The organism is Paenibacillus sp. M-152, assembly GCF_003856555.1.
In the GTDB taxonomy this organism is placed as follows: Bacteria; Bacillota; Bacilli; order Paenibacillales; family Paenibacillaceae; genus Paenibacillus; species Paenibacillus polymyxa_C.
This window is the reverse complement of sequence record NZ_CP034141.1, coordinates 871,412-884,168: the sequence shown is the minus strand read 5'-3', so window position 1 is coordinate 884,168 and position 12,757 is coordinate 871,412. Positions and strand designations below refer to the sequence as shown.

Below are 12,757 nucleotides of genomic sequence, written 5' to 3'. Positions count from 1 at the left end.
CGCTTGTCTTCTTGATAAAGTTAACGAGATTCCTTGCCGTGCTTTCGACGCACCCATTGAACAATGAGGTCACATATTGCAATTAACAAGACCAGCAGTAAACTGATGTAAACCCCAGGGCGGCTAAGCTTATGAAAAAAGGCCCCGACTACAGCCATAGCTATCAGCAATAATCCAATCCAGCGTTTGATATTGCTTGATGTGCTTGATTCCAGTAACTTACCTGAAGACAGCAAAATAAAGCACCAGTTATATAACAGCATTAAGCCCGCAGCTGTTGTGATATATTCATACACTTTTCCCGGTAGCAGCAACGATAATACGATTGCTGAGATTAATCCAACAGAGATCAAACTGAGTGCATAAAGAGGATATTTGCCCTTCCACTTTCGTGAGAACAGTGTGGGCGCATCTCCTTCCTGGGCAAGGGTAATCATCATCGAAGTCTCTGCATATAGCGATGCTGTCATCGTGGAGAACCCTGCAATAATAAGGACTCCGTTAAACAAATGAGGCACAAAGGCCAGTTGATCGCTACTGAGCGCAAGTACAAAAGGACTTTCCTTCGGATTAAAGGCACTTAATGGTACCATAGACACAGCCAGCCCAATCGAAAGCACATACACTGCAACCAGCGTCATCAACATGACCTTTCCTGCTTTCGGTGCTTCCTCCGGGTTTTGAAGTCGGTTAGACATAATTCCGAGCACTTCAATACCTCCGTATGCATAAAAGGCAAAAATAAAAGATGACCATAACCCTATGCCACCGGTTGGAAAAAAGTCTTTGGAGCTGAGAGGGAACTTCGGATTATATTTACCTCCTCCGATCCAGCCTGCCAGAAGCGCTACCGCTAGGACCAAAAACATCAAAAGAGCCGCTATCTTAATGATCGCGAGTACATTTTCTACACGATCAAAACCCTTATTGCCAAAAAAAACAATCACAAGCCCTAAGAGCCCGAAGCCTGCCGCAAAAATCCACATCGGTACCTGAGGAAACCAAAAGCGTGAAAATATAGACAGCGCAGTTAGTTGACTCCCATTAATAAGCAATTCCGAGAACCAATACACCCAGCCACTGCCGAAGCCTGCCCAATTGCCAAATGCTTTTTGAGCATAGGAACGGAAAGAGCCCTGTTCTGGATGATCTGCTGTCATGCGCGAAAGGGCGTCAAACACCACATACGTTCCAACTGCTGCCAAGAAGTAAGCAATCAGCACGGCTGGACCACCAATGGAAATTGCTAAACTAGACCCGAGGAAATACCCTGTACCGATGGTGCCTGCAACTCCTAACAAGCTCAGCTGCCACCATTTTAGTTTTTGCTCTTTTTGTTTGCCCGCTGAAGACTTGCCCATACGAAAATCACCCTATTCTGAATTTGAGACCTATTTTTTGTTTTTTTATGATTGCCTTCTTCTCCATATTTCATGTGAAAGTCAATTCAATTTGTAATAAAGAAGCACCAGCAAACTCGATTAAAGGTTTGCTGATGCTTCTTTTTAATTAAACGTTTTACATTTTGGACAAAGAAAGTGCCTTGTCTGCATTTTGAATATCCATTTGAATTTGCTGATCCGGATCATAGGCGTTGTAGTAACCATTATTCTTCATATAATTAAAAATTTGCTCATGAAGGTTAACAGCTTTGCTCAATTGGTCACAAAGGACATTTCGAACTTCTGAGCTGGTCGACTCTGTTAAGGCCGCGGCGTAGTTTTTGATCCCACTTTTAGCTGCGATTAACAGATCGGAAGCAATCACCTGATCGGTCATGGGGGTTGTACCGGTCATATTCCCAATAAAAGAATTCACGTTATTCCTCCTTAGATTATACAAGCAGATTTCTAAGCTGTTGAATATCTTGTGTACCGCTGCTGATGTCCTGCTGTAAAATATTTTTTAAATTTGAATCTGAGACTAAAGGGAGCATGGTTTGAGTTTTTGTAATACAAGTTGTTTTAAACGTAAGCAGCTCATGCAATTCCAACTTTTCGTGAACTCCAAGTTTTTGCAAGATCAAAACCTCCTTTCTGAACTTCTTTTGGTATTTCCTACGATTGCTGCCCTTATGCACGATCCAAGAATCTTAGTTTTCACAATGTCCTTTTCAGCTGTTTCTCATGATGAAAAAAGGTTCCTTCAAACCATTAGTCATGGTTTTGAAGGAACCTTTTTGTTCCAAAGTGGCAGCCAGGGCGGACACAATTTTCAGGTATGTACGCTTCCTGAAAAACCGTCCACATCGTCCTCCGGTTGTTGGTCAGAGCTGACGTTGTGTTCCTGTGTTGTGTTAGTAAACGTTTGGGAAGAGCCGTTTTTATACGCCTCGCTCCAGTCTTCATTGATGATGTGCGCTGGAATAATCCAATCCTCCGGGCTATAACCTGGATTTTGCATACCAATATTACTTTGTTTACCTGGACGATAAGTGAGAACTCCTGTCTCAATTATACTTCCTTCATAAGCTTGGCAAATCTCTAATGCAGATAGCACATCCTGGTTCTCAACGTGAACACTGAGGCCTGTATCACCGTTCGTGCTGGCAGAGTATCCAATTTCCTTTAATGTTTCACAGGCTTGGGCGGCTTGCTGCGGATCACGAAATTGAAAACGGAAAGAACCCGTATCCATGTGCTTCATCTCCTCTGAATTTATCTTATTTTGTTATTTGGGTTCATTAGGTATGTTATTTGTTAATATAACCAATCGGAACGCTATTTTTACATTCGAAACCTTTATTTTTCAAAAATTTACCTTAAAGCTTTGAAATTAAATAATTAAAAAAGCAGCTACTGTGACAAATCGCATGTTTTCCCTACGTAAATCCCTTTATGCTAGTAGTAAGGGTATGGTTGCCCGGTCATCCGAACCGAGCGGTCAAAGGATGCCCAAATCCATACATAAAGGCGGAATGAAGATGATAGATTACCGAACATTGGTGACACAGCAATCCATGCATTTGTATAGCGTGTTTGCCAAGTCATTCAAAAGTGTAAACGAACATGCGGTTGCTGGCATCAAAACGGTGGGCTTCAACCCAACGGCCTTCGCCGTGATGGAAGTTTTATATCACAAGGGAGCACAGCCAATTCAACAAATTGGTGCCAAGCTGCTTCTACAAAGCGGAAATGTCACTTATGTGATCGACAAGCTGGAGAGCCGCGGTTATTTGCACCGTCACCCGTGCGACCAAGATCGTCGTATTATATATGCAGAGTTGACGGACGAAGGACAACGCGTCATGGATGAAATTTATCCTGATTATACACGTCAGATTGAACGTGCCTTTAGCGGAATCAGCGAAACCGAAAGAGATCAACTCATCGGCTTGCTCAAAAAATTGGGCCGTAGCGCTGATAATCTGTCACCTTATCACAAATAGAACGAATAGTAATTTTAGCAACTGATCGTTTGTGAATAAACGAACAATCTTATAGCTGTGCTAAACGAAAATTTAGATTTACACAGAAAAGTCCACCCTTATATTCATGGGTGGACTTTTTTAATGACTAAAATGTTTGATCACTACATTATTAAAAATAGCCTTACCGCCCTCTGAAAAAAGAGTAATTCCCCGATCCTCTAAGCGTGGGAATATTAAGGAGGAATAAGCTACTTCTCCATCATCTACAAAGACTTCGATGCTGGTTTTATCGACGAGAATCTTCAAGTGGACATTTTTCTTGTTGGTATCAAAAGGCGCCTTACTCTCTACATATTTTCCACTCTGATCCGGCTGCCCGGTGTTCGCTCTGTTTACATAAGAGTATTGACCCTCCACCGAAACACCCACATCTACATGACGCTTGCCATCCGCAGACTCTCGAAGCCTCAATCCTGTATTTTTGATCGTTGACCAAGATACATCCGCCTCTAACTGATAGGCATCACCTGCTACCGGAAGCGTGTGAGTCCCCGCTACTTGGATCTTCCCCAATGATTCCGTTGCAACTGGGAATTGCTCCAAAGCTGGTACAGGCTGTGAAACCAAGCGATAGCCGACATCAGATGTACGCTTCAACCGAATTTGGCGAACAACCGAATCCATTCCATTAAAGCCTTCTTTCAGGGTAGGCGTGTTATTGGCATAATCCCAATTGTTCATCCAGGCCAGCGCATAACGGTGACTGTATTGGTCTTTGGCTTTGCCATCCTCGAACGTAACCGCACCATACCAGTCAAAGCCATAATCCAGCCAATCAGGATCATTGCGATCAGGGAGAAATGCTTCTCCATTAAAATCTCCTATCCAATAGGCATACGTGTTAGGCCCGCCGGTTGGTTTACTATTGGCGCTCGCGCCCAGAATCCATTGATAGGTCCCATCATCCGCGCGCATCTGGTAAAGGTCAGGACATTCCACAAGCCCGATATTTTCCGTTTGAAAGCCACTCGTAAACTGCCAATCCTTTAAATTTTTAGACTTATAAAAGCCAATCTTCGTTCCCTCTGCCATGACCATCACCCATTGATTACGCCCAGTATCCCGGACGATTTTGGGATCTCTGAAATCCTTCGTACCAGGGTTGGACATCACAGGCTTGTTGCGGTAAGAAGTAAACGTCTTGCCTTTATCCTTACTGTACCACAGAAATTGTTCCTGCTTTCCTCCATCTGCGGAGGGCTGTGTGACAATGGCTACAAGTGCGCCTTTTCCAAAACCAGCGGTGCCATGATCGTCGATCACGACCGAACCGGACCAAGGATCTCCATTCGGGTTTGTATATTTGGGAATCGCCACCCCTTCATCTTTCCAATGAACCAGATCGGTCGATGTTGCATGGCGCCATTCTGTACCGTTCTTATGAGGGTAATCACGATTATATAAATAATAATAATGATATTTTCCATCCATATAAATCGGCCGCTGCGGATCATTTTTCCACTTATCCGGAACGGTAAAATGGTAGGCTGCCCGGTAGGTCGGTGTTGAATGCTTACTTTGATTTGCTTGATTTTTTGGAGTTGCAGCAGGTTTAGAGGGTTTGACAGCATCCTGTTGGTACATATTCCATCCCATAGCTATGAATATCGTTAAGCCTGTGATGACTACTACGGATCGTATCCAAATGTTCTTGGGAGCTTTTTTTCTCATTATGACGATCCTCCTTACTTCATTGCATCGTTATGTATCGTCCGACGGACGACAGATCGGGTTGCTACCGACTGCCGCCTTCGGACATACTGCTTAAATACCTACTTATTTCTTTCCGTACTCATTTTGGTGTTCTTTTTTGTCATTCGCTGGATCAATCGTGATTTGCCCTTGTTCCAGAATACCGTTTTTCACAACAGAAGTTTTCGAACCTTTAATATTCAGCAGGAAGCTTGGTGCAAAAGTAGATTTGTGATCCGGGAAAAGCCCACGATTGGTCATATAACTCGAAACGACTACGTTATTGCCTTTGCCTTGCGGGATAGCAAAATGGGCATACGTCCAGGTAATATCATCACGATCCAGATCCTGATGAAGAACGAGACCGGTTCCATTCAACGGTTTATAAGGCCCTGTCAAGGAAGTAGAAACATAACCCAGCATGTAAATATCATCGTCACCGATCGCATCTACAGTCACCTTAGAACCTCTTGTACTCGTAAATAAATACCACAAACCGTTCATTTTGAACACATTCGCCCGTTCAATTTCATCTGTTACCAGATTGGATGCGATCAAAGGAGGCATTACATTTTTCAACGTATAATCATCATTCAATTCAACGATGCCCAGTGCGCCGTTCGCCAGCTCAGCTCCCTTTTTCTTAGGACTTTGCAGCAGGTTTTGTTGCTCTTCCTTGAAGAAATTCTTATTGCCGCCATAATAAGCTGGGTTTTGAATCGAATCTTCACCCTGATAGCCTGTTTCTGTTCCTGTGTTGGCTTCAAATATAATATATTTGTGGCCTTGATCCTCGACATAGTGAGGGTCTCGAAGAGTATGATTATCCATATCTATTCCGACGCTTTGCTGTACATTTTGATAGGTTTTCCCATCTCCACCGTCATAGATCGATTTCAAATCCTCGACTCCATCTACTTTCAGTGTCTTATCATCAGGCTGAGAGACATTAATTTGAGCCGTGCTCAAGGTTTGCTTGCCGTATAATTTGTTATTCGGGTCATACGGCTGTCTGCTGGTATAGAATAAACGTACTTGTCCATCAGAGGTTAAGGTAGCTGAGCCGGACCATTCTTCTGACTGATTTTTGAGAATCGGATCGTTGGAGAGCAGTTTATCATTGTCTTTAAATACTCTACCAGCATTTTTCCAGCCGCTCAGTGAAGTATCACCCGCTTTTTGATAGAACAGATATATAAATGTATCCTCACCTCTTTTAGGATCGCCTGCCAATCCAAAAACGATATTATATCCCTTGTAATTAGCCACTGTGCCATCGGCATTTTGTAACGGCCAGCTGTCCCAGACATCCAGATCAATCTGCTTGCCTGAGCTATCGTGACCAATAGCAGAAGGAATATTTTTAATTGTAGAGGCATCGAAGGACGGAACCTCATATTTCTCTTTACCTTGCTGTTTGAAAATATTCAGCATGTCACTACGCGTAATTTGGGTAAATGCACTGTCTGCTTTGGAATCTGCCTCGTCATTTCCCTTTGCAAAAGCCTGAACGCCGCCTCCTAACAGTAAGGTAGTTGCTACTGTTGCAGTGGCTGCTTTACTAAACCATTTGTTAAACTTCAAGTACTCCATCTCCCTTAATCTGATTATGATTTCTAGATTTGAAACCCAACTTTTTGGTTGGTAGGGCCATTTTATATGGTATGTCAAACGATTGATATAGACTGAAAATCCCTATTATGCGAGGGAAGAAAACAGATTCCTCTATAAATTTCATCCTCATATTTTCCTAGTAATTTTCTGAAAATCCCTGTTTTTTCATTCTTATTACATTCAGAAAAATTTGTTACTTGATTTTTTTTCGTATCCCATTTTGCTTGGTTGGTTGCTTCATTCACATGCAAAATCGTTCTTAAATAAATCATACAAAGCCCGATTTGGAAGCGGGTTCAAAAAAATGGTTCCTTAGTACTGTACGGCTCAATACAGAAACAAATTTTTAGTTACAATTTTTTAAGACTTTTTTACCATTTCGTTACCTATTCGATATGAATATATCGCAATCTCTAGGGGGTTTTATTTTCTTTTTTATATACTGGGGAATTTATCGGTCCTATACGAGGTGGCTATTTTGCTAAATCAGTAGGAGAAGAGACCTTAGCATAAAGAAACAGCCCGGCCCCTTATTGGTGTACCGGACTGTCTCTTATAATGAAAGAAGTATATTATTTTTTATGCGTGTTCTCTTTGTGGTGCCTTTATACGCTGATCTGCCTCTTCTTCCGTACCCGGTGGGCGGTTCCGCAAGCCGAGGACAACAAACCAGCTAATCACTGCAATAACGACCATGATCACGAACAGGGAATGCAGACTGTTTTCCAGTACAGACCGGAGTAATCCGGCAACCTTGTCACTTAGACTCTGTGAAGCATGCGGGGCCAGCAGACCATTGATATCCTCCTGCGTAACCCCTTGCTGAGTGAGCTGTCCGTCCGCTGTCTGGGCAGCAATGCGATAATTCAGCCATGAACCGAAGGCTGCAACCCCAATTGTTTGTCCCAACGTGCGCAGGAACGTATTCAAGGCTGTAGATGCGCCACGCAGCTGGAATCCGACCGAGGACTGAGCAATAATCGTGAACACGGTCATCGAGAAGCCGAATCCCAGTCCATACAATAATGTAGACAAGAACAGCAGCCAGATCGGAGCCGTTAGGTCCATCAAGGTCATGACGAAAGCTCCCAATACAATCAGGGTCAGCCCGATCAAAGAGGTTCGACGCGAGCCCAGCGTCAGCAAAATGCGTCCACCGATCATGGAGCCAAACAGCCAGCCTACGGACATTGGTGCCAGTGCAAGACCAGATGAAGCGGCATCTCCACCGTGTACGCCCTGAATCCATAGTGGAAGATAGCTAGTCAGCCCGATTAGCAGGGTACTGACGAGTAGTGCAGTGGCACAGGAAAAAGCGATATCCCGTATCCGAAACAGCTTCAGAGGCACCATCGGTTCCTGAGCGCGCTTTTCGATAACCAAAAACAAAACCAGGAACAAAATCGCCACCGCAGCCAAGGCCAGCAATTCAGGAGAAGCCCAGTCGATATACTGTCCCCCAAGGGCCAATACGAGCAAGAGTGCCGTCATCCCGATGGTAAAGGTAACTGCTCCCGCCACGTCGATACGTGCGGTACGCTTGCTTACCTGTTCCCGCAGGTAACGGGCGATGAAGAACATAGCCAGAAATCCAAAGGGAACGTTAAAGCCAAAAATCCATTCCCAGCCAAAATAGGTGACCACGTAACCGCCCAAGAGAGGCCCGACAAGGGAAGAAATCCCCCATACCGAGCTGATCATGCCTTGGACTTTACCACGTTCCTCCATTTTGTATATATCACCGATAATGGTAAAGGTAACAGGAATGACACCGCCTGCTCCAATCCCTTGAATAGCCCGGTATAAAATAAGCTGCTCCATACTACCAGCCAGCATACAAAGCAAAGAGCCAACCACAAATAACGTGCACCCAATTAGAAAAATGGGTTTTCGGCCAAACAAATCGCTAAGTTTGCCGAAAATAGGCGTGGTTACAGCCATCGTCAGCAAATATGCCGTAAAAATCCAGCTGAGCAAATTCACACTGCCCAGTTCACTAACAATTGTCGGTCCTGCTGGACCGATAACCGTTCCTTCAATCGCGGCCAGAAAAGTGGCCAATAGAACACCTGTCAGCACGAGCCCGCGCTTCATAGGTTTATCGTTTCCCAAGCAAATCACAAATCCTTTCCTTGTAAAAACTGTGTTGTATCTGTACGGTTTTCCTTCCCAGCTTGGATGATTACCCGCACTGCATAATCGTAAACAGGCGGCCTATATAGGCCGCCTGTTGTGTACGATGTATATATATTATTGTCTACATATCCTTAATTTTTGTCAACTGTAATCGTATGATAACTCCCGCTATCTTCCGTTTTATAGAGATACCCCTCTTCCATACGAAGAACATGGCTGGCAAAGCGCTCAGCTATCTGTATATCATGGGTAATGATTAGAAAAGCCGCGCCTTCAGCAGCCTGCTCTGTGCACATACGGAGCAGGCTATTCGCCCCTTCGTAATCCGTTCCCGCAGTTGGCTCATCCAAAATGTAAAGCTTTTTGGGTAAGATGAACTGTGCCGCAACGCTCAAAAGCCTTTTTTCGCCTCCACTTAGCAGGTACGGAGAGGCCTCCAGCCTGTGATCCAGCCTGGCGGAGGCCAGTAAGCGATGCGCCCGTTCCTCATAGGCGGCGGGAACCGGATCTCCGAGCCGTAAACCAAGCTTGGCCCGTACACTATACAAGCACTCTTCCCACACCGTTGCAGCTGCAAATTGATGCTCTGGTTGCTGGAACACATAGCCAATCCCCGCAGCCAGTTGGTGAATGGGCAGTTTCGACATATCCTGCCCCTCCCACCACATGCATCCCTTCGGTGCGGGGAGTAGACCCATAAGCAGCTTGCCCAGCGTGGTTTTGCCAGAGCCGTTCTCGCCCAGCATTACGGCTCGTTCGCCAGGCGCAAGGGCAAGACTCACACCCTTGAGCGCCGGGCGCTGGCTGCCGGGGTAGGTGAAGGGCAATCCCTTCACCTCCAGCAACGGCTGCCCAGCGCAGTTAGCCGCCGAGCCGGAATTCACCCCCGGCTCATGCGGCATGTCTTCCCTCCCTGCGGAAGAGGGGAGCAGCCCCCAGGCTGCCAGCTGCGCCCCATGCTCGCGCAGCAGCTCTTCGGGCGGGCCTTGCAGCAGCATAGTCCCGCCCTTCAGCACGATGACGCGCTGTGCTGCACGCGCGCCATCATCTATACGGCCGGACGCAGTGATCACCGTCCGGCCTGCGGCATGGAGCCGCCGACATAGCAGGACGAAGTCCCGTACAGCCGGCGGGTCCAACTGCGCAGCTGCGTCGTCGAACACGACCAGCGGCGCTTCCAGCGCCAGCACCGCAGCAATGGCGGTGCGTTGGCGCTGGCCTCCCGAGAGGCGCCGCACGAAGGAGCCGCGCTCGGATGCCAGGCCGACGGCCTCCAGTGCAGCGGCAAGGCGCTGTTCTATTTCTGCCGGAGGCACGCGCAGATTCTCCGGTCCAAAAGCAATTTCGTCTTCGACGATTCCCTGCACTAGCTGGGCATCCGGGTCCTGAAGCACGACGCCGACAGTGGTGGCGACCGTAGCCAATTCAGCGGTGTCGGGGTCCATCCCGTACACGGTCAGCTCTCCCGTCCGTTCACCCTCGCCAGAACGGGACAACCCGCCATGAAGCAGCTGGCACAGCGTAGACTTTCCACTTCCGCTAGCTCCAACAATGGCTACATGCTCGCCCACCGCAATGTCCAGCGTCAGACCATGTAACGCTGGCTCCACCTGGTCATCATACCGATAGCCAAAATTCCTTAAGGAAACAGCCACTCTATTCTCAAAAGCATGATCACTACGTTCATTCATAACCGAAATACCCTCGATCCCTATTGTTCAAGCTATAGCCATGCATAGCCTTGGTTATGCACGTGAAGCGCGTCCCAGTTCAAAGCGTTTTAACAGCCCCGTTCCATTTAAGGCATCGCCCAGTACTTTCGTCAGCAGACCACACAGGACAATGCCGCTCAGGATACGAACGACCAGTGCAATCGTCAGCACCTTCCATCCCCAATGCATATAGCCAAACATATTGGCTGCCACGATAAACCACAGCGGAACCATGGCTCCGCCCGCCAGCATCAGTGAAACTGTGTTCCAGCGGCGATATCGCAAAAGAGCAAATACCAGTTCCGCCACAACCATATAGCAGACAGCCGCCGCGATGATAGACGCAATTCCATAGGCAGAGCCCATAAAAGACTGCACTACTGCGCCAAAGGCATAAGCAATTACCGCCGTACCTGGCTTACGAATAATATAATAGGCCAGCAAACCATATATCATGTACAGCCCGACGATAGTGGAAGTTGCAATAGGCCCTCCCAGACTGTTTAACGTTTTGTTAATCATCGACAAATACACAGTCATGACGCCGTTCAACGTAGCCAGCATGGCCATTAACACGATATCCAACGTTGTAAACTTGGCAAAAATACGAGATTCTTTCATATATATTTCTTGACTCCTCTCTACAATCTAGTATACAAGGTCATAGACTCTGGCCCTTGTACAAACTGTTACTGTATAAATGTATTCATCCGCTGTCTCATTGTCAACCTAATTTTATTTAACAAGTTGACAATAAGAACAAAAAAAAGGGGCTGCTTCTTTATCATACCCACCATAAAACAGCCGTAGCGAATACAGCAATCACAGCATATACGTAGCCTAAACGCCCATTCTTCAGTGTTCGAAGATACGTCCGTTCTGCATATGCGCCAAAACCTTTGCCCTCCATAGCCAGTGCTGTCTGCTGAACCCGTCTCACAGCATTCACCAACACAGCAGCCGCATACCCGCTCCACCATGATAACCGATTGCTCCATCCTCGTGGTGGCTCCTGTCCACGGACACGTCGTGCAGCCATAATTGTTCGCCCTTCTTCTTCCAATAAGGGTAGAAACGTCAACGCCACTGAAATACCGAACGCAAACCGATAAGGCACACGCAAGCGCAGATTCAAAGCCTGCACAAAATCTCGGGGATCGGTCGTCGAGAGATAGATATAGGATGCCAAAAACAATACAAAAATCCGCAGCGTTAATGCCCCCGCGATATCCAGTCCCTCAGCTGTAACCACAATGGGTCCCCATGAAGCCACTTCATGTCCTTCTCGAATCGCTAGGATAGACAGTATAAAATATGGAATCCCTAAACCAATCAGGAACGACATAGCGCGAAGTTGTCGTGCCAGGGTCAACCGTGCACCCAAGCCAGCCACAGCGATCAGTACCGCCAAGAGTGCCGCTTCCCGTAGCGTCGAATCCCATGACATCGACAGAAGACTAAAGCATCCCACCCATATAAGCTTACTTAACGGTCCAAGCCTGTGCAGCGGCGACGAACCGCCGTTATACTGAAACAGCATTTCGTTGTACCTCCAGTCTGAGCCATTCTTCATGCAGTAATGAGTACATCAGCATATCCTTAAAACCTGTAGATGTATGCTGTACCTGCCGTAACAGCCCTTCCTGGGTCCAGCCCATCGAGGACAGCAGGGCTTGCGAGCCTGTATTGCGCGGGTCCACCAGCGCTTCAATCCGATTTAATCGGATCGTGCCATATCCGAATGAAAGCACCAAGCGAAGCGCCTCTGTCATATAGCCCTGTCGCCAATAAGGCTTGGCCAACTCATAGCCAATCTCGGCTTTATAAGCTCCCTCTGTCTGCCAATAATTAAAGCCGCAACTTCCAATCAGCTTCCCGTTGTCCTTCAGCTCGATCCCCCAGCGCAGCGCATCCTCCGTCTTCGCCAGCTCATTCAACAGCCCAATCATATCCTCAGCATCCTCACGTCCTGACATACCGGAAAGATTCATATAACGGTGAACCTCCGGGTCAGACCAGCAAGCGAACATCGTAGCCGCATCCCGACTTTCCATCCTTCGCAGCCGAAGACGCGGGCTTTCCAGCAGTGGTATATGCCCCTTACTTGCATATGCACACATGTTCCATCATCCTTCCAGCATCAAAATACAACAAATATACGCTACATTTAAGC

Annotated in this window: 12 protein-coding genes; 1 reads left to right on the top strand and 11 read right to left on the bottom strand. The window is 46.7% G+C overall.

Annotated elements, in window-relative coordinates; all coding sequences use genetic code 11:
* Positions 1-20 precede the first annotated feature (20 nt).
* From EGM68_RS04025 to EGM68_RS04010, 4 genes are all read right to left on the bottom strand, one after another.
* Positions 21-1,361, bottom strand: a complete 1,341-nt coding sequence (locus EGM68_RS04025; RefSeq protein ID WP_090736934.1) for an amino acid permease — start codon at positions 1,359-1,361, stop codon at positions 21-23.
* Positions 1,362-1,518: 157 nt separating this feature from the next.
* Complete coding sequence (locus tag EGM68_RS04020; RefSeq protein WP_058710681.1) at positions 1,519-1,818, bottom strand: spore coat protein; 300 nt, start codon at positions 1,816-1,818, stop codon at positions 1,519-1,521.
* A gap of 16 nt (positions 1,819-1,834) precedes the next feature.
* Positions 1,835-2,020, bottom strand: coding sequence for a hypothetical protein (locus EGM68_RS04015; protein ID WP_058710680.1), 186 nt, complete (start codon positions 2,018-2,020; stop codon positions 1,835-1,837).
* A gap of 194 nt (positions 2,021-2,214) precedes the next feature.
* Positions 2,215-2,637, bottom strand: a complete 423-nt coding sequence (locus tag EGM68_RS04010; RefSeq protein ID WP_013369374.1) for a hypothetical protein — start codon at positions 2,635-2,637, stop codon at positions 2,215-2,217.
* 286 nt (positions 2,638-2,923) lie between these two features.
* On the opposite strand from EGM68_RS04010, the gene EGM68_RS04005 reads away from it, so the two are divergent.
* Positions 2,924-3,388: a MarR family winged helix-turn-helix transcriptional regulator gene (locus EGM68_RS04005; RefSeq protein ID WP_013369372.1), complete on the top strand. Its 465-nt coding sequence runs from the start codon at positions 2,924-2,926 to the stop codon at positions 3,386-3,388.
* A 120-nt stretch (positions 3,389-3,508) separates the two neighbouring features.
* On the opposite strand, the gene EGM68_RS04000 is transcribed toward EGM68_RS04005, so the two are convergent.
* From EGM68_RS04000 to EGM68_RS03965, 7 genes are all read right to left on the bottom strand, one after another.
* Positions 3,509-5,101 carry a glycoside hydrolase family 32 protein gene (locus tag EGM68_RS04000; RefSeq protein ID WP_129548690.1) on the bottom strand — a complete coding sequence of 531 codons (1,593 nt, stop codon included), beginning with the start codon at positions 5,099-5,101 and terminating at the stop codon, positions 3,509-3,511.
* 105 nt (positions 5,102-5,206) lie between these two features.
* A complete protein-coding gene (locus EGM68_RS03995) occupies positions 5,207-6,706 on the bottom strand; it encodes a glycoside hydrolase family 68 protein (protein ID WP_058831248.1) in 1,500 nt (499 codons plus the stop codon).
* A gap of 609 nt (positions 6,707-7,315) precedes the next feature.
* A complete protein-coding gene (locus EGM68_RS03985) occupies positions 7,316-8,830 on the bottom strand; it encodes an MDR family MFS transporter (protein ID WP_129548689.1) in 1,515 nt (504 codons plus the stop codon).
* A gap of 173 nt (positions 8,831-9,003) precedes the next feature.
* Positions 9,004-10,563 carry an ABC transporter ATP-binding protein gene (locus EGM68_RS03980; RefSeq protein WP_129548688.1) on the bottom strand — a complete coding sequence of 520 codons (1,560 nt, stop codon included), beginning with the start codon at positions 10,561-10,563 and terminating at the stop codon, positions 9,004-9,006.
* A gap of 54 nt (positions 10,564-10,617) precedes the next feature.
* Entirely contained in the window at positions 10,618-11,205 is a 588-nt protein-coding gene (locus tag EGM68_RS03975) for an ECF transporter S component (protein ID WP_025678048.1), read from the bottom strand.
* 163 nt (positions 11,206-11,368) lie between these two features.
* Positions 11,369-12,124, bottom strand: a complete 756-nt coding sequence (locus EGM68_RS03970; protein WP_025678046.1) for an energy-coupling factor transporter transmembrane component T family protein — start codon at positions 12,122-12,124, stop codon at positions 11,369-11,371.
* Positions 12,108-12,704: a GNAT family N-acetyltransferase gene (locus tag EGM68_RS03965; RefSeq protein ID WP_013369363.1), complete on the bottom strand. Its 597-nt coding sequence runs from the start codon at positions 12,702-12,704 to the stop codon at positions 12,108-12,110. The genes EGM68_RS03970 and EGM68_RS03965 overlap by 17 nt, the downstream gene beginning before the upstream one ends.
* Positions 12,705-12,757 lie beyond the last annotated feature (53 nt).